9 protein-coding genes and 2 pseudogenes are annotated in these 24434 nt (G+C 66.0%); 2 read left to right on the top strand and 9 right to left on the bottom strand.

All coding sequences use genetic code 11. The features are described 5' to 3' along the window. Window positions 1-169: 169 nt before the first annotated feature. Window positions 170-13072 (bottom strand): non-ribosomal peptide synthase/polyketide synthase, encoded by a 12903-nt coding sequence (locus DGA31_RS26235; protein WP_109514473.1) that lies wholly within the window; start codon window positions 13070-13072, stop codon window positions 170-172. A gap of 301 nt (window positions 13073-13373) precedes the next feature. Here DGA31_RS26235 and DGA31_RS26230 point away from each other — a divergent pair, with 301 nt between their 5' ends. Continuing rightward, window positions 13374-13919: an RNA polymerase factor sigma-70 gene (locus tag DGA31_RS26230; protein WP_056835895.1), complete on the top strand. Its 546-nt coding sequence runs from the start codon at window positions 13374-13376 to the stop codon at window positions 13917-13919. Here the strand turns inward: DGA31_RS26230 and DGA31_RS26225 are convergent, their stop codons facing one another. From DGA31_RS26225 to DGA31_RS26200, 6 genes are all read right to left on the bottom strand, one after another. Beyond that, a complete protein-coding gene (locus tag DGA31_RS26225; RefSeq protein ID WP_056835897.1) occupies window positions 13920-14846 on the bottom strand; it encodes a cation diffusion facilitator family transporter in 927 nt (308 codons plus the stop codon). A 3-nt stretch (window positions 14847-14849) separates the two neighbouring features. After that, window positions 14850-16376, bottom strand: coding sequence for an APC family permease (locus tag DGA31_RS26220; RefSeq protein ID WP_109514472.1), 1527 nt, complete (start codon window positions 16374-16376; stop codon window positions 14850-14852). Between the two features lie 105 nt (window positions 16377-16481). After that, window positions 16482-17237 (bottom strand): gamma-glutamyl-gamma-aminobutyrate hydrolase family protein, encoded by a 756-nt coding sequence (locus tag DGA31_RS26215; protein WP_109514471.1) that lies wholly within the window; start codon window positions 17235-17237, stop codon window positions 16482-16484. Window positions 17238-17463: 226 nt separating this feature from the next. Then, window positions 17464-18741 (bottom strand): NAD(P)/FAD-dependent oxidoreductase, encoded by a 1278-nt coding sequence (locus tag DGA31_RS26210; protein WP_109514470.1) that lies wholly within the window; start codon window positions 18739-18741, stop codon window positions 17464-17466. 34 nt (window positions 18742-18775) lie between these two features. Continuing rightward, window positions 18776-20269, bottom strand: coding sequence for an aldehyde dehydrogenase (locus DGA31_RS26205; RefSeq protein WP_109514469.1), 1494 nt, complete (start codon window positions 20267-20269; stop codon window positions 18776-18778). Window positions 20270-20510: 241 nt separating this feature from the next. After that, a complete protein-coding gene (locus DGA31_RS26200; RefSeq protein ID WP_056835908.1) occupies window positions 20511-21893 on the bottom strand; it encodes a glutamine synthetase family protein in 1383 nt (460 codons plus the stop codon). A gap of 234 nt (window positions 21894-22127) precedes the next feature. On the opposite strand from DGA31_RS26200, the gene DGA31_RS26195 reads away from it, so the two are divergent. Next, window positions 22128-23018, top strand: coding sequence for a LysR family transcriptional regulator (locus DGA31_RS26195; RefSeq protein WP_109514468.1), 891 nt, complete (start codon window positions 22128-22130; stop codon window positions 23016-23018). 279 nt (window positions 23019-23297) lie between these two features. Here the strand turns inward: DGA31_RS26195 and DGA31_RS30965 are convergent. Both DGA31_RS30965 and DGA31_RS30960 read right to left on the bottom strand, forming a co-directional pair. Continuing rightward, window positions 23298-23819 (bottom strand): annotated as a pseudogene (locus DGA31_RS30965) (methyl-accepting chemotaxis protein); the annotation flags it as partial. Between the two features lie 348 nt (window positions 23820-24167). Then, window positions 24168-24326, bottom strand: a pseudogene (locus tag DGA31_RS30960) (HAMP domain-containing protein); the annotation flags it as partial. Window positions 24327-24434 lie beyond the last annotated feature (108 nt).

Genomic DNA, 24434 nt, shown 5'->3' with positions numbered 1-24434 from the left:
TTCCACTGTGTCCCTGATACAACGCTATTGCCTGGCCAACAGAGACCCGGTAGGAGCGCGCTTGCCCGCGACCGGCTGCGCAGCAGTCGTAAAATTGTGGCGTTTCATCAATTTTGCGAGCGCTGCGCACTCGGTCGCGGGCAAGCGCGCTCCTACACAGGGGTCACCGTTACAGCGCCTCCAGGCGGGACATCAGGTCGTCGAGGGCGCTGACTTTCTGTTCGGTCAGTGCCGTGCCGTCGAGTTGTTCGATGTGGCGGGCCAGTTCCTGCACCGTGCTGCACTCGAACATCGCCCGCAGTGGCACGCTGCGCTGCAGGGTCTGCTGCACGCGCGAGGCAATTTGTGTGGCCAGCAACGAATGCCCGCCCAGGTCAAAGAAGTTATCGGTGACGCCAACCCGCTCCACGCCCAGCACCTCACCCCAGATACGCGCCAGGGTGGTTTCCAGTCCGGTGGTCGGGGCCTGATAGTCGCTGACGCTGAACGCCAGCGCCGGCAGGGCCTTACGGTCGAGCTTGCCGTTGGGGTTGAGCGGCAGCTTGTCGAGCACCTGCCAGTGGCGCGGCACCATGTACTCGGGCAGGCTCTGCGCCAGGTGCGCTTTGAGTGCGTCAACGTCTGGCGTAGCGTTTTTGCCGACCACATAGCCGACCAGGTACTGGCCGGTGGCGGTGTGTTGCGCCGCCACGGCGGCGTCGTGCACCTGTGGCCACTGGCGCAGCCGCGCTTCGATTTCGCCCAGCTCGATGCGGTAGCCGCGAATCTTCACCTGATGGTCGACACGACCGACATACTCCAGCACGCCGTCATCACGACGCCGGGCCAGGTCGCCACTGCGGTACACGCGCTCACCCGGCGCGCCGAACGGATCGGGCAGGTACGCCGCCGCCGTGCGCGCCGGATCGTTGAGGTAGCCACGGCCGACCCCGGTGCCGGCAATGAACAGCTCGCCCTGGGCCAGGGTCGCCACGGGCTGCAATTCATCGTCGAGCAGGTACAGGCGATTGTTGTCGGTCGGCGTGCCGATCGGCAGGTAGCTGCCGGCGGTGGACGCCTGATCCACCGGGAACAGCGCCACGTCATCGGAGCACTCGGCCGGGCCGTAGGCGTTGACCAGGGTGATCGCCGGGTAGCGTTGCAACCACTGTTGCGCCAGCGCCGGGGGCATGGCCTCACCCGTAGGCAGCAGCCAGCGCAGTCGATCCAGCGCTGCCGGCGGTTCGGCGAGCAGGCTCTGGATCAGCGACGGCACGCTTTCGAGCACGCTGATGCCGGTGTCCTGCACATGGCGCAGCAAGGCGGCCGGGTCGTGGGCGATCAGGTCGGGAACGATCTCGATCCGCGCACCGCACAGGGCAGCCGCGAGGAATTGCCACACCGAAATGTCGAAGCTTTGCGAGGCGGTCTGGGCGATCACCGACTGTTCGTCCAGGTTGAAGTACGGCACCTTGCTCAGCTGGTTATTGAGCATGCCCGCCTGCTGCACCGCCACGCCCTTGGGCACGCCGGTAGAGCCGGAGGTGTAGATCACGTACGCCAGGTGCTGGCCGGTCACGGCGATGTTCGGAGACGAATCATCGCCCTCGCCGGCCTGGAGGTCCTCCCAGACCAGCAAGCGCGGCCGGCCACCGGCGCAGCCCAGCTCTTCAAGCAGCTCTTCGGCCTGCTGGCGGCAGGCGGCGCTGCACACCAGCACTTGCGCGGCGCTGGTGTCGACGATCTGCGCCAGGCGCTGTTGCGGGTGCGCCGGGTCCAGCGGCAGGTAGCCGGCGCCGGCCTTGAAGGTGCCGATCATCATGCCCAGCAGCGGCAGGCTGCGTTCGGCCAGCAGCGCCACGGGCTGGTCGGGCTGCACCCCGGCCGCCAGCAACGCGTGACCCAGACGATTGGCGCGACGGTCCAGCTCGGCATAACTCCACTGCTCGCCCATGCAAGCGGCGGCGATGCGCTGCGGGTGGGCGGCCACGTTTGCTTCAAACAGCGGCACATAACCCTGTTGCAGCGGGTAGTCACGTTCGCTGCGGTTGCAGTCTTCGATCAGGAAGCGGCGCTCCTCATCAGCCACCAGCGCCAGCGCCGAGAAGTCCTGTTCGAAGCCGTCGGCCAGGGCCAGCAGCAGGCGCTGGAAGTCGCCCAGCAGGCGCTCGATGGTCGGGGCGTCGAAGAAGCGCTGGTCGTAGGACAGGTGCAGGCCCAGGTCGTCGCCGGGGTAGCAGACCACGGTCAACGGGTAGTTGGTGTGGGTACGGCCGGAACCTGAGCGGGCATTGAGGCCTTCGGCGCCTTGCAGCACGGTGGCGTCCACGGGGGCGTTCTCGAACACGAACAGGCTGTCGAACAGCGGCTGGCCCTTGGGCAGTTCGCTGCACTCCTGAATGCTCACCAGCGGCAGGTGCTCATGCTCGCGCAGCGCCAGGTTGCGCTCGAACAGTTGCTGCAACCACTGGCGCACGCTCAGGCGCTCGCCGGCGGCCGGCATCGGCACCCGCAGCGGGATGCTGTTGATGAACAGGCCCACGCAGTTTTGCATCTGCGGCAGGCTCGCCGGGCGACCGGCCACGGTGACGCCGAACAGCACGTCGCGCTCGCCACTGTAGCGACGTAGCACCAGCGACCAGGCCGCTTGCGCGAAGGTGTTGACGGTCAACTGATGCGCTTGCGCCAGTTCCTTCAGGCGCAGGCCTTGCTCAGGCAGCAGGCGGCTGTAGGCATCGCCCACCTGCATGCCGCCGTTGTCGTGCAGGATCGGCCGGTCGCAGGGGATCAGCGTCGGGCGTTCGAAGCCGCTCAGCGCCTGACGCCAGTACGTACTGGATTGCTCCAGGCCCTGGTGATGCAGCCAGGCAATGAACTCGCGGTAGCGCGGCGGCGTGCTCAGGTTGGCCTCGCGGCCTTCGCCCAGCGCCTGATAGAAAGCGAAGAAGTCGCCCATCATGATCGAGCGGCACCAGGCATCGATGAGGATGTGGTGGTTGCTCATGATGAACCAGTGGCGATCGGCGGCCAGGCGAATCAGGCGCAAGCGCAGCGGCGGCGTTTGCAGCAGGTCGAAGCCGGCCAGGCGCTCGGTTTCCAGCAGCCCTTGCAGGCGGTCTTCATGGCCGTCGGCGGGCAGCGCGCTCCAGTCGAGGAACTCGACGCCGTCACCGTCGCCGCGATGGATGATCTGTAGCATTTGCTCACCGGTGTTCCACACGAACGAGGCACGCAGCGCTTCGTGGCGGGCCACGACCAGACGCCAGGCACGCTCGAAGCGTGGTACATCCAGCACGCTGTCGATGCTGTAGCGGTCCTGCATGAAGTAGATGCCGGTGCCGGCTTCCAGCAGGGTGTGCAACAGCATGCCCTCCTGCATCGGGGTCAGCGGGAAGATGTCGTCGATGGCGTTGAACGGCAGCGGCAAGGCGTCCAGCTGCGGCTGGTTCAGGTGCGCCAGCGGGAAGTCCGATGGTGTGATGCCGCCGGCCTCGGGCGCCACACAGTGGGCGATCAGTGCGCGCAGTTCGGCCTGATAGGCAGCGGCCAGATGCTCGATGGTTTCCGGGCGGAACAGCTTGTCGCTGAAGGTCCAGCGCAGGGTCAGCTCGCCGCCGTACACCTGGCCGTCGACGCTCAGCCAGTTCGGCAGTGCGGCATCCGGCGCATGCTGTGCACCGCCCGCCTCGTCCAGCGGCCGCAGCAGCGCGTCGGCAGCAAAGCCCTGGTCGAACTGGCCCAGGTAGTTGAAGGTGATCCGCGCTTCGGGCAATTCAGCCATGGAGCGACGGCTGTGCGCATCAGCCAGATAGCTGAGCACGCCATGCCCCAGGCCCTTGTGCGGTACGCCGCGCAGGTGTTCCTTGATGGCCTTGAGGCTGGCGCCGAGATCACTGGCGGGTGTCAGGCGCAGCGGGTAGGCGCTGGTGAACCAGCCTACCGTGCGGCTCAGGTCGATGTCGTCGAACAACGCTTCGCGGCCATGGCCTTCAAGCTGCACCAGGGCCGAGTCTTGCCCGGTCCAGGCGCACAGGGTGCGGGCCAGGGCGGTCAGCAGCAGATCGTCAACCCGGGCGCGATAGGCCTGCGGGGCCTGGTTGAGCAACTGGCGGGTGGTGTCGGCGTCCAGGGTCAGGCTGACCCGGCACGCATCGCGCTCCAGGTTCGGCTCACCGCTGAAATCCCGCGGCAGCTCGTTGTTTGCACCTTGCAACTGCGCCTGCCACCAGCCCAGTTCTTCACGCAGCGACTCGCTGCCGGCATAGGCTTGCAGGCGACCGGCCCAGTCACGCAGCGAACTGGTCTTGGCCGGCAGGTTGATTGTCTGGCCTTGTTCCAGTTGGCGATACACCGTTTGCAGGTCCTCAAGCAGCACCCGCCACGACACGCCGTCCACCGCCAGGTGATGGATGGCCAGCAGCAGACGCTGCGGCGTGCCCGGCACCTGCACCGCCCGCAGCAGCGGGCCGTGTTGCAGGTCGAGGCTGTGCTGGGCCTGTTCGAACAGCGCAAGACGCTGCGCAGCATCCGCCGCCTCATGCACCCAGAGCAGCGTCTGGGTGGCATCGTGCGCCACGTATTCGGCCTTTGCCAGTGCGGTAAAGCGCAGGCGCAGAGCGTCGTGATGGGCAACCAGTGCTTGCAGGGCCTGCTCCAGCAGCGGCGCCTGCAGCGGCTGGGCGCTTTGCAGCAGCAGCGACTGGTTCCAGTGTTGCGGATTGCTTTGCGGCGTCTCGAAGAACCAGTGCTGGATCGGCGTCAGCGCCGTCTCGCCCAGCACCGGGCCCTGGTCGATGCTCAGGCGCTGGCTCTGTTTGGCGGCGGCGGCCAGGGTGCGTACGGTCTGGTGCAGGAACAGGTCCTTGGCGCTGAAATGCACGCCCGCCTGGCGCGCACGGCTGACCACCTGGATCGACAGGATCGAGTCGCCGCCCAGCGCGAAGAAGTTGTCGTCGATGCCGATGCGCGGCACGCCGAGCACCGATTGCCAGACCTCGGCCAGACTCTGCTCGACCGGATTGCGCGGTGCCTGGTAGTCGTTCTGGGCAGCGGCCAGGTCCGGCTGCGGCAGGGCGCGACGGTCGAGCTTGCCGTTGGCGGTCAGCGGGAAGCGCTCCAGCACCATCAGGTGCGCGGGCACCATGTGCTCGGGCAACGCGACCAGCAGCTGTGCTTTCAGCTCGGCAATCAGCTCATCGTTAGCCTGCGCCGACTCGGCCAGCAGGTAGCCGACCAGTTGCTTGCCGGACGGGCCGTCAAGCGCCAGCACCACCGCTTCACGGACGTTTTCATGGGCCAACAGGCTGGCTTCGATTTCGCCCAGTTCAATGCGGAAACCGCGCACCTTGACCTGCTGGTCGATACGCCCCAGGTATTCCAGCTGGCCGTCGCGGCCCTGACGCACCAGGTCGCCGGTGCGGTAAAGACGCCCGCCCTCGGCACTGAACGGGTCAGCGACAAAGCGCTCGGCGCTCAGGCCGGCACGGCCCAGATACCCCCGCGCCAGGCCGTAGCCGCCGACATACAGCTCGCCACTGGCACCGGCCGGCACCAGCGCCAGGTCGGCGTCCAGCACATACAACTGGCGGGCGCCGACCACGCGGCCGATCGGCACGCTGCCCAGCCCTTCGGGCAACGTCTCGGGCGCGGCACAGGCGGTGGGCATGACCACGGTTTCGGTCGGGCCGTAGGCGTTGAATACAGTCTGCGGGCTGAAGCTGTCGCGCAGGGTGTGCAAGTGCTCCGGGGTCAGCGCTTCGCCGCCGGTGATGATCAGGCGCACCGGCAATTGCTCGTCGCGGCTGCGCAGCCACTGCGCCAGTTGCCCGCCGTAGCTGGGCGTAAAGCCCAGCACGTTGATGCTGTGGGTACGAATAAGACCGCAGATCGACTCGGCGTCCCACTGGCCCTGTTCGCGCAGCACCACTTCGGCGCCGAACAGCAGCGGCACCAGCAGGCGCTCGGTGGCGGCGTCGAAGTTGATCGAGTAGAAATGCAGCTCGCAGTCAGCCGGGTTAGTGCCGAACCGTTCGCCCACGGCCTGGCAGTGCATGGCCAGCGGGCCATGTTCCACGGCCACGCCCTTGGGCAGGCCAGTGGAGCCGGAGGTGTAGATCAGGTAGGCCAGGTGCGCCGGCTGACAGCCGTCGGCCGGGTCGCTGCTCGGGTAACCCGCCAACGCATGATAGTCCTGCTCCAGGCTCCAGGCATGCACGTTCGCGGGCAGCGGCGCCAGTTGTTCGAACAAGGCGTCGTGGCCCAGCAGTACCTGGATACCACTGTCTTCGATCATGTAGCGCAGGCGCTGCTGCGGGTATTCCGGGTCCAGCGGCACATAGGCGCCCCCGGCCTTGAGCACCGCCAACAGGCCGACCACCATGTCCAGCGAGCGGCGCAGGGCCAGGCCCACGCGCACTTCGGGGCCGACGCCCCGTTCGATCAGTCGATGCGCCAGGCGGTTGGCCCGGGCATTGAGTTCGGCGTAGGTCAGCGACTCGCCGGCGCAGGTCAGCGCCCGGCCGTACGGCGTGGCCTGGACCTGACGCTGGAACAGCGCCGCCACGCCGGGCGGGGTTTCGTTCAGCGCCGGACCACGGCCGCTGTCGAGCAAGGCCTGGTGTTCAGGGGCGCTCAACAGCGGCAGTTCGCTCAGGCGGGTGTCCGGTGCGTCGAGCATGGCGCGCAGCAGTTGTTGCCAGTGCCCGGCCATGGCTTCGATGCGCTCGGCGTCGAACAGGTCGGTGCTGTAGGTCAGGCAGCAGCGCAGTTGCGCGTCGAAGTCGGTGACTTCCAGGTTGAGGTCGAACTTGGTGGCGCGGGCATCATTGACCAGGTAGTCAACCTGCACGCCGCCGGCCAGTGTGCGCTGCTGCTGGAATTCCCAGCGCTGCACATTGCACATCACCTGGAACAGCGGGTTGAACGCGGCGCTGCGTTGCGGGTGCAGGGCTTCGACCAGATGGTCGAACGGAATGTCCTGGTGCGACTGGCCGTCGATGGCCACCTGGCGCACCTGGTCGAGCAGTTCGCTGACGCGCATCTGCCCGTGCGGCTGGATACGCAGCACCTGGGTGTTGAGGAACGCGCCGATCAGCCCTTCGCTTTCCGGGCGGATGCGGTTGGCCAGCGGCACGCCGATGCGCAGGTCGTCCTGACCGCCGTAGCGGTACAGCAACACGCTCAGGGCGGCGGTCATGGTCATGAACAGGGTCAGCCCGCGCTCGCGGTTGAAGCGGCTGACCTGACGGGCCAGTGCCTCATCCAGGTCGAAGCGGTACAGCTCGCCGCGATGACTCTGCACCGCAGGGCGTGGCCGGTCGGTGGGCAGGCTCAGCAGCGGCTGCTCGCCACCCAGTTGCGCCAGCCAGTATTCGCGCTGGCGTTGCAGTTCGCCGGCTTCCAGCCACTGGCGATGCCAGGCGCTGTAGTCCAGGTATTGCACCGGCAGCGGCGCCAGTGGCGATTCATGGCCTTCGACAAAGGCGCCGTACAGCGCCGACAGCTCCCGGGCAAAGATGTCCATCGCCCAGCCTTCGGTGACGATATGGTGCAGGGTGATCAGCAGGTGATGCTCCTGCTCGCCGCTGCGCACAAGGCAGACGCGCAGCAACGGGCCGTGCTCCAGGTCGAACGGCGCATGCGCCTGCTCATCGGCCAGGCGCTCGATACTCGCCTGCCGCTGGGCAGGCGACTGCGCGCTGATGTCCCGTTGTGCCATGCGCACATCGGACTGCGCCGCCACGCGCTGCCAGGGCTTGCCGTCAGCGCTGGGGAAGGTGGTGCGCAAGCTTTCATGACGCGCAATCAAAGCCTGCAAGGCCCGCTCGAAGGCATCGATATCCAGCGCACCGCGCAAGCGCGCCATGCCACCGACGTTGTACGCCGGGCTGTCCGGGTCCAGTTGCCAGAGGAACCACATGCGCTGCTGCGAATACGACAGCGGCACGCGCAGAGTGCGGTCAATCAGCGCAATGGCGCCCTGGCGGTCGACCAGGCCATCGGCCTGCGCCCTGGTCACCCAGGCGGCAAAGGCTTCCAGGGTCCGCGATTCGAACAGGCTGCGCAGCGGCAGTTCGACACCGAAGGCCTGCCGCGCACGGGAGACGATGCGCGTGGCCAGCAACGAATGCCCGCCCAGTTCGAAGAAGTCGTCATCAAGGCCGACCTGTTCCAGTTCGAGCATGTCGCTCCAGATCGCCGCCAGTCCGCGCTCCAGACCGCTGCGCGGCGCACGGTACTCACGCTGCGCGGCCTGCGGTTGCGGCAAGGCGCGGCGGTCGAGTTTGCCGCTTGGGGTCAACGGCAGTTCCGCCAGACGCAGCACATGGGCGGGAATCATCGGCTCGGGCAAGGCGGCGCGCAGCGCGGCACGCATACGCTCGCTCAGTTGCACCGGCGACTCGTCGCCGTCAGCCACCACATAGGCGAGTAACTGCCCGCCACCGGCGCCTTCGCCAAGAATGACCACGGCCTGGCGCACGCCGGGCTGGGTAAGCATTTCACTGCGAATTTCGTCCAGCTCGATGCGCACGCCGCGCAGCTTGACCTGCTCGTCAAGACGACCGAGGTAGTCCAGCACGCCGTCGCTGCGCCAGCATGCCAGGTCGCCGCTGCGGTACACGCGAGCGCCCTCTTCAGCCGGCAGAAAGCGGCTGGCGGTCAGCGCCGGCTGGCCGAGGTAGCCACGCGCCAGGGCGCTGCCGCCCAACAGCAATTCCCCCCGGGCACCGGGGGGTGCCAGTTGCCAGTCGGCCTCGCGAATCTCGGTGACCACATTGCTCAGTGGCCGACCGATCGGCACCCGTGCGCCGCGCTCTGCACCACAGGTCCAGTGGGTGACGTTGATGGCGCTTTCGGTCGGGCCATAACGGTTGTGCAGCGTCACATTCGGCAAGCGCTGCCGGATGCGCCGGCACAGTTCGGCCGGCAACGCCTCGCCACCGGAGAACAGGTGACGCAGGCTGGCGCAGTGTTCGACCTGATCTTCGTCGATGAACAATTGCAGCAGCGGCGGCACGAAGTGCAGCAGGGTCACGCCGTGTTCGATCACCAGCTCTACCAGCCGCTGCGGGTCGCGGTGTTCGCCATTGGCGGCCAGCACCAGCTGGCTGCCCGAGATCAGCGGCAGCAAGCATTCCCACAGCGAAACGTCGAAGCTCAGTGGCGCCTTTTGCAGCAGCACGTCAGTCGGGCCGACCGCATATTCGCGCTGCATCCAGTCCAGGCGCTCGACCAGCGCGCCGTAGCTGTTGCCGACCGCCTTGGGCTGGCCGGTGGAGCCGGAGGTGTAGATCACGTAGCCCAGGGTGTGCGGGTGTACGTCGATGACAGGTGCGCTGTCGGCGCCCGGGCTGCAGGCGACATCGTCCAGCGCCAAGGTGACGATGCGTGCCGGTACGTCGAAGGTGTCCAGCACCTGTTGCTGGCCCAGCAGTAAAGCAATGGCGCTGTCGGCGAGCATGTACTGCAAGCGCTCACGCGGGTAATCCGGGTCCAGCGGCACATAGGCAGCGCCGGCCTTGACGAGGGCAACCACCGCGATCATCAACTCCAGCGAACGCTCGGCCAGCACGCCGACGCGTACTTCCGGGCCGACGCCTTGCGCTTGCAGACGCAGCGCCAGGTGGTTGGCCTGACGCTCGAGTTCGGCATAGCTCAGCGACTGGCCGGCAAAGCTCAGTGCGGTTTGCCCCGGTGTGCGGGCGGCTTGCAGCGACAGGCGCTGCGCCAGTTGCCAGCCCGGTTGCGGCTGCGGATTACTGCCCCAGCGGTGCAGTTGCCGGGAGGCTTGTTCAGCCAGCAACGGCAGGTCGCCGAGTGCCTGGTCGGGGTGGGCGCAGACCTGCTCCAGCAGGCTGACGAAGTGCCCGGCCAGGCGCTGGACGGTGGCGGCGTCGAACAGCGCGACGGCGTAGTCGAATGACAGGCGGATGCGCCCTTGCGGGTCTTCTTCGCTGTGCAGTTGCAGGTCGCACTTGGCCTCGCGGCTGTGCCACGGCAGCTCTTCGGCCAGCAGGCCGGGCAGACGCTTGAGCGCATCGGTGTTGCGTTGCAGGTGGTTGAACATCGCCTCGAAACCGGCTGCATCGCCGAGGGCAGCGGTAACCTGTTCGTAGTCGATCGTCTGATTGGCCTGGGCCGCTTGCACGCGGGCGCTGACCGCCCTCAGCAGGCTAAGGAAATCCTGGCGTGAATCAACCTGCACACGCAGCACCTGGGTGTTGATGAAAAAGCCGATCAGGCCCTGGGTTTCGAGCAACGGACGGTTGGCATTGGGCACCCCGACGCGGATGTCGTGCTGGCCGGTGTAGCGTTGCAGCAAGGCTTGGAACGCGGCCAGCAACAGGCTGAAGGTGCTGACCCCACAACTGCGCGCCAGGCCCTGCACGCGCTCGCCCAGCGCCTTGTCCAGACGCAGGCCCAGGCGTTCGGCGGCCGAGGGCGTGGCGCTGCGCGGACGGTCCAGCGGCAAGGCCAGCGGCTCGCGCTCGCCCTCCAGGGCTTCGCGCCAGTAGTCGAGCTGGCGCTGTTGTTCGCCGGCATCGAGCGTGTCGCGCTGCCAGGCGGCGTAGTCGGCGTACTGGATGCCCAGCGGCGCCAGCTGCGGGTCCTGGCCCTGGCTGTAGCCGGCGTACAGGCGGGCGAATTCGTCCAGCAGAATGCCCAGCGACCAGCCGTCGGCGACGATGTGGTGCAGGGTCACCAGCAGCAGGTGATCCTCGTCGTCGAGGCTGACCAGTTTGATGCGCAACAGCGGGCCTTGCTCCAGGTCGAACCGGTTGTGCGCTTCGGCTTCCTGAAGCGTACGGGCGCGGGCTTCACGCTCGGACGCCGGGAGTTCGCTGAGGTCTTCGCGCACCAGTTCCCAGCCGCTATGACCGAGGATGCGTTGCAGGCCGATGCCGTCCTGTTGCCCAAAGTGCGTGCGCAGGGCTTCGTGGCGCGCGATCAGGGTGGTGAAGGCGCGCTCGACTGCCACCACGTCCAGCTCGCCGCGCAGGCGCAGGCCGCCAGGGATGTTGTAGGCCACGCTGTCCGGTTGCAGTTGCCAGAGGAACCACAGGCGGTTCTGCGCCGCCGACTGGATCAGGGCGCCGTCGCGTGGCACCCGCGCAATGCCGGTGGCCGGTGCACGGCGACCTTCGACAGCGGCGGTGAATTGCGCCAGGGTCGGGGCCTCGTAGAGCGTGCGCAGTTGCACGTCCAGGCCCAGTTCGTCGCGCAGCTCGGCGATCATCTGGATGGCCTGGATCGAGTTGCCGCCCAGGCCGAAGAAGCTGGCCTCGGGGCTCAGGGTCTCGACCTTGAGCGATTGGCACCAGGCATGCTGAATGCGTTGTGCGAGGGTCTGGACATTGACTGTCTTGGTTGCAGCCGCCTGTTCGCCCAGACGCCACAGGGTCAGCGCCTGCAGGGTGCCGTCCTTGAGCTGCGCGGCGCAGGCCGAGCGCTGCAACTTGCCGCTGGAGGTCTTGGGCAGGCTGCCCGGTTCCAGCAGGGCCACCAGCGCCGGAGCTTCGTGATGCACCTCGGCGACGGCCTGGCGAATCTGTTCGATCAACTGCCCGGGCGCTTGCTGGCTGTGCGCGCGGCGTCCGACCTCGGCGGCAACGCCAAAGGATTCGACGCCGTCGTGCTGCACGGCAAACACCGCGACCCGGCCCTTGCGCACCGCGTCGATGTGGCGTTCGACGGTGCGCTCGATGTCCTGCGGGTACAGGTTCTGGCCGCGTACGATCAGCATGTCCTTGATCCGCCCGCTGACGTACAACTGACCCTGATACAGGAAGCCCAGGTCACCGGTGCGCAGCCAGTGGCCACCGTCGCGCTCAAAGAACGCCTTGGCCGTGGCTTCGGGGTTGCGCCAGTAGCCACAAGCGATGCTCGGCCCGCCGCTGCAGATTTCGCCCACCAGGCCTTCACCCAGCGCTGCACCGGTCGCGGTATCGACGATCAGCACCGGATGGTCCGGCTGTGGCCAGCCGCAACTGGCCAGGGTGCTGCCCTGCCCCGGCACGGCCCGGTGGGCACCCAGCGCCTCGGCGTCCAGCTGCAGACTATCGATGCCCTGCCCCGGCCGGCTGCCGGTAACGAACAGTGTGGCCTCGGCCAGGCCGTAGCTGGCCAGGTAGTGGCTGGCATCAAAACCACAGGCGGCAAAGCGTGTGGCAAAGTCCTGCAGGCTGTCCTGGCGGATCGGTTCGGCGCCGGAAAAGGCCACGCGCCAGTGGCGCAGGTTCAGTTCAGCCCGCTTGCTGTCGTTGATGCGCTCGCAGCACAGGCGGTAGGCGAAGTCCGGGCCACCGCTGATGGTGCCGCCGAAGCGGCTGATCGCGTCCAGCCAGCGCAGCGGGCGTTCAAGGAAATACTGCGGCGACATCAAGACCACGCCCACGCCGCTGTAGATGCCTTGCAACAGGCCGCCGATCAGGCCCATGTCGTGGTACAGCGGCAGCCAGCTGACGATCACGTCACCGGCGTCGATGGCATAGCCCTGGCGGATCAGGAACGAGTTGGCTTCCAGGTTGGCATTGCTGACCTGCACGCCCTTGGGCGTCGAGGTGGAACCGGAGGTGTACTGCAAGAAAGCGATGTCGCCGGCCGCTGGCGTGTGGGCTGTCCAGGCACCGGCGGTCTCGCCGGCCAGTTCATCGACGGCCAGCAGCCGGGGCAGGCGCGTGCCGTGCTGCGCTTCGGTTTCACCCAGGGCCGGCAGCAAGTGCGTCGTGGTCAGGATCACGCTTGGCTCGGCGTCCGCCACGATCGACAGCAGGCGCTCCAGGTGCTGGGCGCGGGTCGACTCCGGCGGGTAGGCCGGCACCGCGATCACCCCGGCGTACAGGCAGGCAAAGAACGCCGCCACGTAGTCCGGGCCGCTGGGCAGCAGCAACAGGGCGCGCTCGCCGGGCTGGAACTGGCGGTGCAGGGCCTGGGCGATAACCTGCGCCCGGGCATCGAGCTGGCGGTAGGTGAGCACCAGGCCGTCTTCGCGCTGGCCATCGAGAAACCGCAAGGCCGGTTCATCGCCACGCCGCACGGCATGGCGCATCAAGGCGTGAGCCAGAGTTGTCGGGCGCTCGAAGAAGTTTGCCATCGCTGTACCTGTCCTCAATCCATGCGTGGGGCACGGCGCTCTGTATCAGCCTGCGTGGCTGGGAGACGACCGCGTTTACATGCAGTTGAAGACGGGCAACGCGTGAAAAAAATTAGCCCGTGATGATGGCCAGGAGTGCACCGGCGAGGCGCACAGGCGGCCTGTAATAGCACAAAAATGGCACTTTACTAATAATCTAAAAAATAATGATTATCATTTGACAGCCTTTAGTACCAGCACTACCTTGTGTCCGCCACAGGGATATCGACCTCTTTATAACTTACGTCGCATAGGCACAATCATGCAGGAATATGGATCCGTAAAGCCCGCTCAAGAGACTTCTGCACCGTCACTTCTGGAAGCCTTACTGGATAACCGTACCACCCTGATCAAGACGGCGGCGCGGATCACCGGCTGCCACAGTCGGGCTGAAGATGTGGTGCAGGATGCCTTTCTGAGACTGGCCAAGACGCCAAAAATGGCGTTGCCCCTCAGAGCACAGATCAGTTATGTCTTTCGTATCGTGCGTAACCTGGCGATCGATCACTACCGCAAGCAGGCCATGGAGCAGAAATACTCCGGCACCGAAGAGGAAGGCCTGAACGTCGCCATCCAGGGCTCCACCCCAGAAAGCCAGAACCTGGACCATGAAACGCTGATGATCGTCGACGCTGCGCTCGGCGAACTGCCCAGGCGCACCCGCTACGCCTTTGAAAGCTACCGTTTGCACGGCGTGCCGCAAAAGGACATCGCCAAGGAACTGGGCGTGTCACCGACCCTGGTCAACTTCATGATCCGCGATGCGATGGTGCATTGCCGCAAGGCGCTGGGCGAGCGCGTGCAGTAATCAGCGCGCCCACTGCGGGTCAGTGGTAAAGGCGATGGTCAGCCAGCGGTTCGGGCCTTCGGCACCGATGGCCTCGCCCACGACATCGCGCACCGCGTCCCACTCGGCCAGGGTCCAGGCCGGCCAGTCCTGAGGCACGATGAAGTACAGCTCGATCTGCCGGGCGCGACCGACCTTGGCCACATAGGCCTGCCAGTCGATAAAGCCATAGCGGGCCACCACCTGCGCGGCCACTTCGTCGACCGCTTGCTTGAGGGCCGGCGGGGTCACCATCAGCACATCCGAAAACGCCTGGCGGATGGTCAGCAGCGGAATGGGGATGATGATCAGGCAGATGATCGCCAGCACGGCCGGGTCGATATACGGCGCCAGCCAGGCATAGGCCGTGCCCTCCACCAGCGCCCCGACGATAAAGGCGATCAGTAGTGCCAATGAGATGCTGCCGGACATGACCCAGGCCTTGGCATCCAGCGCCACGAAATCCGAACGGATGCGTTTATTGGCCCGAAACGCCAGCGCCGCCAGGCTGAAACACACCAGGGTGGTCAAGCCCGCATAGACAATCGCAAAGCCGAATTCCAGGTGCCGTCCGCCATTGAGCAGGCTGCCGATGGCGTTGATCAACGCGTACAGCGACACCCCGCACAGCAAGGTGCCGTTGATCGCCAGCACCATCGGCTCCAGGTGCCAGAAGCCCATGTTGAAGCGCTCGGCCAGGCGCCGGCTGGCCTCGCCCTCGGTGGTGTGCCGGCGGATCAGCGTGGCGACGATCAGCGCCAGCACGCTCATGCTCGCATCGGCCAGCGAATAGACGCCGTCGAAGACAATCGAGAACGAGCCCGACAGCAGGCCGAAGACAATGCCGAAGGCCGCCACCAGCACGGTGACCGCGATCGACAGGCGCAGCAGCCCTTGCTCGGTGTGCATGATTCAGGCTCCGGCTTCCAGCGCTTGCGGTGCACGCAGGGTCGCCCGTTGCAAGGTCTGCCCGGAAAAGTACGCCGGGATCAGCCAGCGGAAGATGCCCATCAGCACCACGCCCAGCAGCAGGATCACCACGGCAATGATGCACACCAGCCCTATCCCGCCGATGTGCGAGCCGCTGCCGAAGTCAGGCGAAGCGCTGTCCACCGCCGTCTGCGCAAAGATCACCGCCAGCGCGCTGCCGCCCAGCAGCGGGCACAGGCCGCGCAGCAGGAAATGGCGCAGGCTGTCGAACAGGCTGGCGCGGAAATACCACACGCAGGCAAAGGCGGTCAGCGAATAGTAAAAGCAGATCATCATGCCCAGCGCGGTGATGGTGTCGGCCAGCACGTTCTCGCTGAGCAGGCGCATGCTGACGTAGAAGATCGCCGCCGCAGCGCCGGCGCACAGGGTGGCAAAGCGTGGTGTCAGCGAGCGCGGGCAGATGCTGGCAAAGCGCTTGGGCAGGGCCTGGTAGTAGCCCATGGCGAACAGCGTGCGGGCCGGCGAAATGAAGGTTGACTGCAAGGAGGCGGCGGTGCTGGCCAGCACAGCGATGGACATCAGGATCGCCAGCGGGCCCATCACCGGACCGGCCAGGTGGGCGAAGACGTTTTCCTGGATGGTCGGGTTGCCCAGCCCCAGGCCATTGTCGGCCACGCCGGCAAAGCGCAGGGTGGCAATCGCGGTCACCAGGTACAGCCCCAGGATCACCAGCACGGTGAGCGCGGCGGCCCGGCCTGGCACGGCATGGCTGCTGACTGACTCCTCGCTGACGGTCAGGCACACGTCCCAGCCCCAGAAAATGAAGATCGACAGCGACAGCCCGGCGGCAAACGAGGAGAACGAGCCGATGCTCCAGGGGTTGAACCAGTTGAGGTCGAATGCCAGCGCAGGACCCTGCGGGGATTGGCCAAAGGCGGCGATGCAAAAGCCCAGCAGCACGAACAGTTGCAAGGCCACCAGCACGTACTGCACGCCCATGGTGGTGCCGATGCCGCGGCAGCAGATCCACACCGCGATGCCGATGAACGCACAACAGGTCAGGATGTTGATCCACACGTTATCGCTCAGGGCGATGAGCTCGGCGCGGCCGGTCAACTGGCCCAGGAACAGGTAGAAGAAATCCACCGCCACCCCGGCCAGGTTCGACAGCACGATGGTGGTGGCGGCCACCAGCCCCCAGCCGCCGATCCAGCCCATCACCGGCCCGAAGGCGCGTGCCGACCAGGTGAACGAGGTGCCGCTGTCGGGTTCGGCAGCGTTGAGCTCGCGGTAGCCCAGGGCGACCAGCAACATGGGGATAAAGCCCACCAGGAAGATCGCCGGCAGGTGCGCGCCGACCTCGCGCACGGTCGGGCCCAGCGCACCGGTCAGGGTATAGACCGGCGCGATGGTCGAGATGCCCAGCACCACGCAGGCCAGCAGGCCCAGGCTGCCACTGGCCAGCCCCTTGGAGCTGGTGCGCGCAGAAGTTTCGCCGTTGTGACTCATTCAGTGTCCGCCGCTTTATTGGAATTATTGGCCTGTAGGACCGGTTTCAACCGGGAACGGGCGCCACCTGATCGTGCGGCGCATCATTCGCGGCCAACGCCACGCCTACGACGGGTTGCGTGTCTGCGCGTAGGCCTGACAGGCCTCACGAAACGCCTCGAACATCCGCAGCGATTCGGGATTTTCCAGAAAGCGCCATTCGGGGTGCCATTGCACCCCCAGCACAAAGCCTGGCGAATCCTGGGTCGACACCGCTTCGATCAGCCCGTCGGGCGCCAGCGCTTCGGCGCGCAGGCCCGGGGCGAGCCGGTCGATACCCTGGCTGTGCAGGGAGTTGACCTGGAACTGCGTTGCCAGGCCCAGGCGTTCCAGCACCCCGCCCGCTTGCACCGCCACGCCATGTTGCGGCGCGTACTGCTCGGCCAGCGAGTCGCTGTGCGGCTCGCGGTGGTCGAGAAAGCCCGGCAGTTCCTGCACCCGCTGATGCAAGGTGCCGCCCAGGGTCACGTTGAGTTCCTGGAAACCCCGGCAGATGCACATCACCGGCACGCCTTGGGCGATGGCCGCACGCAGCAGCGGCAAGGTCGTGGCATCGCGCAAAGGGTCATGCTGCGTGCCTTCGGCACTGGGCGCGCCCTGGTAGTGGTGTGGTTCGACATTGCTGGGCGAGCCGGTGAACAGGATGCCGTCGAGCTGTTGCAGCAACAGCTGTGGGTCGGTGGGTGTGCTCAGGGCCGGCAACACCAGCGGCAGGCCGGCAAAGGCCGCCGCCTCGACGTATTTGTCGCCCACGGTGTGCGAGGCGTATTTACCCAGCATCTGCCGGCAGGCGGTGACGCCAATCAGAGGAAGACGAGACATGGTGGATCCCCGCATCAAAGCAATATTCGTGATAAATCCGTATCTGACGGTACAACCGCCCCCAGTAGGAGCGCGCTTGCCCGCGACCGGCTGCGTTAGCAGTCGTAAATTTGTAGCGTTTCGCAGATTTCGAATGTGTTCACACGCATAAATTTGTAGCGTTTCAGCAATTTTGCGAGCGCTACGCACTCGGTCGCGGGCAAGCGCGCTCCTACCCGGCGGGGGTTTACACCCCCAGCCGGTCGCGCAGTTGGTAGTACGAAGCCCCCAGCGCCGTGAACGGCACACGCAGCAGGCGCCCGCCCGGGAACGGGTAGTGCGGCAGACCGGCAAAGGCGTCGAAGCGCTCGGCCTGGCCGCGCAGGGCCTCGGCCAACAGCTTGCCGGCCAGGTGGGTGTAGGTCACGCCATGGCCGCTGCAGCCCTGGGAGTAGTAGATGTTGTCGCCCAACCTACCGACCTGCGGCAGGCGCGACAGGGTCAGCAGAAAGTTGCCGGTCCAGGTGTAGTCGAACTTGACGTTTTTCAGCTGCGGGAAAACCTTGAGCAGCTTGGGCCGGATGATCGCCTCGATGTCGGCCGGATCACGGGCGCCATACACCACGCCGCCACCGAAGATCAGGCGCTTGTCGGCGCTGAGGCGGTAGTAGTCGAGCAGGTAGTTGCAGTCTTCGACGCAATAGTCCTGCGGCAACAGGCTGTTGGCCAGTTCATCGTCCAGCGGTTCGGTGGTGATCACCTGGGTGCCGCACGGCATCGACTTGGCTGCCAGCTCCGGGATCAGGTCTCCCAGATAGGCGTTGCCGGCCACGACCACGAACTTCGCCCGGACCTGGCCCAGCGGCGTATGCACCACCGGGTTCGGCCCACGGTCGATACGCGTGGCCGGGCTTTGCTCATGAATGCGCCCGCCCAGGCTGGCCACCGCAGCGGCCTCGCCCAGCGCCAGGTTCAGCGGGTGGATATGGCCGCCGCTCATGTCGAGCATGCCGCCCACATAGCGGTCGGTGCCAACGATCTGCTGGATGCGCGCGGTGTCGAGCAACTCCAGCTGTTTATGGCCATAGCGTTCCCAGAGCTGTTGTTGCGACTCCAGGTGACCCATCTGCCGGCTGGTCAGGGCCGCGAACACACCACCGTCCTTCAAATCGCACTGGATGCCGTACTTGGCCACCCGCTCGCGGATGATACGTCCACCTTCGAAGGCCATGTCCCCCAGCAGGCGCGCCTGGTGCGGGTCGACGGTCTTCTCGATGACATCGATGTCGCGGCTGTAGCTGTTGACGATCTGCCCGCCGTTGCGCCCCGAAGCGCCGAAGCCGACCTTGGCCGCCTCCAGCACCGTGACCGAAAAGCCGTGTTCCAGCAGGAACAAGGCGGTCGACAGCCCGGTGTAGCCGGCGCCGATCACGCACACATCGGTCTCGATGGCTTCGGTCAGCACCGGGTACTCGTCGTGGCGGTTGCGCGAGTCGGCGTAGTAGCTCTGTACATGTTGCTGCATGGTCGATTCTCCGGGGCGCAGGAGGCCTGCGCCCTTACAACTTGATCCAGGTGGCTTTGAGTTCGGTGTACTTGTCGAAGGCATGCAGCGACTTGTCGCGACCGTTGCCCGACTGTTTGAAGCCCCCGAACGGCGCGGTCATGTCGCCGCCATCGTATTGATTGACCCATACGCTGCCGGCGCGCAGCGCCCTGGCGGTCAGGTGTGCCTTGGACAGATCCGCGGTCCAGACCCCGGCGGCCAGGCCGTAGACGGTGTCGTTGGCGATGCGGATGGCTTCTTCGACGCTGTCGAAGGTCATCACCGACAGCACAGGACCAAAGATTTCCTCGCGGGCGATGCGCATGGCGTTGTCGACGCCATCGAACAGGGTCGGCTCGACATACAGCCCGCCGGTCTCCTGCAAGGTGCGCCGACCGCCGCTGAGCAGGTGCGCGCCGTCCTCATGCCCGGCCTCGATGTAGCCCAGCACGGTGTCCAGCTGCGTGGCGTCCACCAGCGCGCCGACCCGGGTGGCAGGGTCCAGGGCGTGGCCGGGCTGCCACTGCTTGAGCGCTTCGACCACCATGGGCACGAAGCGCGCCTTGATCGAGCGCTCGACCAGCAGGCGGGAGCCGGCGGTGCACACCTCGCCCTGGTTGAAGGCAATGGCGCTGGCGGCGGCTTCGGCTGCCGCCTGCAGGTCCGGTGCATCGGCGAAGACGATGTTGGGGCTCTTGCCGCCGGCTTCCAGCCAGACGCGCTTCATATTCGACTCGCCGGCATAGACCATCAGTTGCTTGGCGATGCGCGTGGAGCCGGTGAACACCAGGGTGTCGATGTCCATATGCAGGCCCAGCGCCTTGCCAGCGGTGTGGCCGAAGCCGGGCAGCACGTTGAGCACCCCGGCCGGCAGCCCGGCCTCGACCGCCAGTGCGGCAATACGGATCGCGGTCAGCGGCGATTTCTCGGACGGTTTGAGGATCACCGAGTTGCCGGCCGCCAGTGCCGGCCCCAGCTTCCAGCAGGCCATCATCAGCGGGAAATTCCACGGCACGATGGCCGCCACCACGCCGACCGCCTCGCGGGTGACCAGGCCGAGCTGGTCGTGCGGGGTGGCGGCGACTTCGTCATACAGCTTGTCGACCGCCTCGGCGCTCCAGCGAATGGCATTGGCCGCACCGGGCACGTCGATCTTCACGGCATCGGCAATCGGTTTGCCCATGTCGAGGGTTTCCAGCAGCGCCAGTTCATGGGCGTTGGCCTGCATCAGCTCGGCAAAGCGAATCAGCACCTGCTTGCGCGCCGCTGGCGCCTGGCGCGCCCAGACACCGCTGTCGAAGCGGGCACGGGCGACGCTGACCGCGCGGTTGACGTCATCGACATCGCAGCTGGCCACCTGGGCCAGCAGGCGGCCATCGACCGGGCTCTGGCAATCGAAGGTCGCATCGCAGACGGCGGCGACATACTTGCCATCGATAAAGGCCCGGCCTTCGATGGTCAGGTTCTGGAACAGCTGTTCCCAGTAATCACGTGGCGGAATGTTCATGGTTGTTCTCTTGTTGAAATGACACCGCATGGCCTGTAGGAGCGCGCTCTGCCCGCGACCGAGTGCGAAGCGCTCGCAAAATTGATGAAACGCGACAAATTTATGCGTGTGAACACATTCGAAATCTGTGAAACGCCATAGATTTATGCGTGTGAACCATTTGAAATCTGCGAAACGCTACAAATTTACGACTGCTAACGCAGCCGGTCGCGGTGGTCCGGCATTCCGGCAGAGCGCGCGCCTACACCGTGTGCAGATACCAGTTGTATTCCAGGTCGGAGATCGAGACTTCGAACTCGGCCATTTCGCTTTCCTTGCACGCCACGAAGATGTCGATGTACGCGGGGCTGATGTACTGGTTCATGATTTCGCTGTCGTCCAGTTCGCGCAGGGCATCGCGCAGGTTGTTCGGCAGGCTCTGGTCCAGTTGCTCGTAGGAGTTGCCCTCGATCGGCGCGCAGGGTTCAAGCTTTTGCGTCAGGCCGTGGTGGATGCCGGCCAGGATCGCCGACATCATCAGGTACGGGTTGGCGTCGGCGCCGGCCACGCGCTGTTCAATGCGGATGGCGGCGGGGTTGCCGGTCGGCACGCGCACCGCGACCGTGCGGTTGTCCATGCCCCAGCTCGGCGCGTTGGGCACATAGAACTGCGCGCCAAAACGGCGGTACGAGTTGACGTTGGGGCACAGGAACGCCATCGAGGCCGGCATGGTTTCCAGGATGCCGGCGATGGCATGGCGCAGCGGCGCATGCTGCTCGGGGTCTTCGGTGGCAAAGATGTTCTGGCCGGTGGCCTTGTCGAGCAACGAGATGTGCACATGCAGGCCGTTACCGGCCTGGCCCGGGTAGGGCTTGGCCATGAAGGTGGTGTCCATCTCATGGTCGTAGGCGATGTTCTTGATCAGGCGCTTGAGCAGCACGGCGTAGTCGCAGGCCAGCAGCGCGTCCTCGACGTGGTGCAGGTTGACCTCGAACTGCGCCGGTGCACTTTCCTTGACGATGGCGTCGGCCGGGATGCCCTGCTCCTTGGCGCCTTCGAGAATGTCCTGCAGGCATTCGGCGTATTCGTCCAGGTCGTCGATCAGGTACACCTGGGTCGAGTGCGGGCGCTTGCCGGAAATGGGCGAGCGCGGCGGTTGCGGGCGGCCGTTGATGTTCTCCTGGTCGATCAGGTAGAACTCCAGCTCGAAGGCGGCGCAGATGGTCAGGCCCAGCGCATCGAACTTGGCAACGATCTGGCGCAGCACTTCGCGCGGGTCGGCGAAGAACGGCTCGCCGTCGAGTTCGTGCATGGTCATCAGCAGTTGCGCGGTGGGGCGCTTCTGCCAGGGCTCGTAGGCCAGGGTGCCGGGGATCGGGTAGCAGACCCGGTCCGAATCGCCGATGTCCAGGCCCAGGCCGGTGCTTTCCACCGTCGAGCCATTGATGTCCAGTGCGAACAGCGAGGCCGGCAGGTTGATGCCGCGCTCGTAGACCTTGTGCAGGCTGGGACGCTCGATGCGCTTGCCGCGCACCACGCCGTTCATGTCGGAGATCAGCAGGTCGACATATTGCACTTCGGGGTGAGTACGCAGGAACTCACTGACTTCACTGGAGACGATGGCGCGCGGGGATACCGACGACATGATTGAACACCTTTGATGGTTTTTGTGTGGGGCATTGCAGACGGCAGGATGGACAAGCAGGCGGCGTATGAAGCGAGAGCGGCATTCTTGTTTGTGTTCTGCCTTGAGCCCCGAAAGTTGACTGTTTGACGCTTTTTCATGGCGATCTGCCGAAACAGCTTGGCAGCGCGAACTCACTGTAAATTACAATCGATGCAATAAATATTGGCGTTTTGGCAACCTGAGTTTGCATCCATGCAATATGAGATCAACCACAACGACCTCGCCCTGGTCCTGGCGCTGGTGCGCGGACGCTCCCTGGCGCGGGCCTCGGAATTGCTGCAGGTCGACATCTCGACGGTGTTCCGTTCGATAAGACGGCTGGAAAGCGCGCTGGGCAGTGCGCTGTTCGAAAAGAGCCGGCGCGGCTATGTGCCCAACGAGGTCGCGCAGGCCATGGCCGAGCAGGCCGAACGCGCCGAACAGGCCTTGGGCGCGGCGCGCATGGCCTTGCGCCAGGGCGAACAGGTGGTCAGCGGCACCGTGCACCTGACCTGCACCGAGGCGGTGCTGCACAGCCTGATGCTGCCGGCGCTGGCGCGTTTCATGCCGGGGTATCCGGCGCTGAACCTGGAACTGTCGACGTCCAACAACTTTGCCAACCTGAGCCGCCGCGATGCCGACATCGCCCTGCGCCTGACCGATACGCCACCGGAACATCTGGTCGGTCGCCATCTGGGCAGCGCTGCCTATGTGATCTGCGGGCACCCGGATTTTCGCCAGGCCCTGCACGACGATCCGGCCTCGGTGCCGTGGGTGGCCCCGGACGATTCGATGCCCGACCATGTGTCGGTGACCTGGCGCGAACGTACTTATCCACAGGTGGTGCCACGCTATCGTTGCAGCAGCATGGCGGCGGTGGCGCAACTGGTCAGCGCCGGCCTGGGGGTGGCGGCCCTGACCGACTTCACCGCCTGCGACCTGTACGGCGTCGAAGCCCTGAGCGCGCCGCTGGTGGGCTGCAGCACCGAAGTCTGGCTGTTGACCCGCCCGGACTGCCGCGACCTGCGCGCGGTGCAGACCCTGTTCGACGAACTGACCCCGCGCCTGCGGGAAACCCTGGAGCAGGTGGTAACACTGTCTTGATGCACGGCACTGCACTGGTAGGAGCGCGCTTGCCCGCGACCGAGTGCGGTAGCGCTCGCAAAAATTGTGTGGCCGCTGAAAATTTACGACTGCTGCGCAGCCGATGAACTGACACCGCGCCTGCGGGAAACCCTGGAGCAGGTGGTAGGAGCGCGCTTGCCGGTATGCCGGACCACCGCGACCGAGTGCGCAGCGCTCGCAGAAATCTGCGAAACGCCACAATTTTACGACTGCTAACGCAGCCGGTCGCGGGCAAGCGCGCTCCTACCCGGGGCAGGGTCAGGGGGTGGTGTTGAGGCGTGCCAGCAAGGCGTGCGGGTCGGTGGCGCAGGTGTGCAGGGCGGCCAGGTCGGTCAGTGCGGTCCTGGCGTGGTGGTCCAGCTCGGCCGCCAGGGTGCGTACGCGGGTGACGCTGGCATTGATCTGCTCGCACGCCACGTGCTGTTGCTGGGCGGCGCCGTCGATCTGGCTGTTCATGGCCGACATCTGTATCACGCCCTCGCCCACCCCGTACAACGACTCGATCAGCGTGTCGAACAACTGCGCCGTCTCGCGGCCGCGCTGCTGATTGGCGGCCATCGACTGCACGACCCCGGCGGTGTCCTGTTGCAGGGCCTCGATGATGCTGCGTGTTTCCTCGACCGAATGCTGGGTGCGCCTGGCCAGGTTGCGCACCTCGTCGGCCACCACGGCAAAACCGCGCCCGTGGTCACCGGCACGCGCGGCCTCGATGGCCGCGTTCAAGGCCAGCAGGTTGGTCTGTTCGGCGATGTCGCGAATGATGTCCAGCACACTGCCGATGCGCCCGCTCTTGGCCGACAGCTGCTCGACTTGCTGGTCGGCCCGGGCCAGCTCATCGACCTGGCTGGCGACCAGGGTCGTGGTGCGCTCGATCAGCCCGGTGCCGTCCTCGATGGTCTGCAGAATGCCACCGGCTGTCTGCGCCGCCGACGCGGTACTGCGGGCAATGTCCTGGGCGGCGACGGTCATCTGCTGCACCGCCGTGGCAACCTGGACAATGTCCAGCCGCTGCCGGTCCATCACGGCCAGGTTCTGCTCGCCGGCCTGGATCGAACGGGTTGTCACGACGGTCGCTTGGCCCACCGCCCTCTGCACCTGCTGGATGACCGGCTGCCATTGATCGAGAAAGGCATTCATATCACGCATCACCCTTCCCAGCTCATCGGCACGGGCATCGTCGAGCCGGGCGGACAGGTCGGCGCGGCCGTGGGCCATCTGCCCGAGCATGGCCGCCAGGGTGCGCAGCGGGCTGACGATCCGGGCCGTGACCACGGCCACCGCCGTCATCAGCACGACAAATGCCAGGCTGCCCAGCAGGGGCAGGTGCTCGTCCATGCCCAGGCTTGCCAGCGTGACCAGCACGCCGGTCAGCAGCGCCAGGCAGACACCGGCCAG

This window comes from Pseudomonas ovata (genome assembly GCF_003131185.1).
GTDB lineage: Bacteria > Pseudomonadota > Gammaproteobacteria > Pseudomonadales > Pseudomonadaceae > Aquipseudomonas > Aquipseudomonas ovata.
Note: the sequence above shows the minus strand (reverse complement) of the source record. Positions and strands in the feature narration are given on the sequence as shown.

Coding starts and splice junctions, on each gene's coding strand:
- DGA31_RS26235 (WP_109514473.1), bottom strand. CDS start 13,072: ATGGCAAACTTCTTCGAGCGCCCGACAACTCTGGCTCACGCCTTGATG.
- DGA31_RS26230 (WP_056835895.1), top strand. CDS start 13,374: ATGCAGGAATATGGATCCGTAAAGCCCGCTCAAGAGACTTCTGCACCG.
- DGA31_RS26225 (WP_056835897.1), bottom strand. CDS start 14,846: ATGCACACCGAGCAAGGGCTGCTGCGCCTGTCGATCGCGGTCACCGTG.
- DGA31_RS26220 (WP_109514472.1), bottom strand. CDS start 16,376: ATGAGTCACAACGGCGAAACTTCTGCGCGCACCAGCTCCAAGGGGCTG.
- DGA31_RS26215 (WP_109514471.1), bottom strand. CDS start 17,237: ATGTCTCGTCTTCCTCTGATTGGCGTCACCGCCTGCCGGCAGATGCTG.
- DGA31_RS26210 (WP_109514470.1), bottom strand. CDS start 18,741: ATGCAGCAACATGTACAGAGCTACTACGCCGACTCGCGCAACCGCCAC.
- DGA31_RS26205 (WP_109514469.1), bottom strand. CDS start 20,269: ATGAACATTCCGCCACGTGATTACTGGGAACAGCTGTTCCAGAACCTG.
- DGA31_RS26200 (WP_056835908.1), bottom strand. CDS start 21,893: ATGTCGTCGGTATCCCCGCGCGCCATCGTCTCCAGTGAAGTCAGTGAG.
- DGA31_RS26195 (WP_109514468.1), top strand. CDS start 22,128: ATGCAATATGAGATCAACCACAACGACCTCGCCCTGGTCCTGGCGCTG.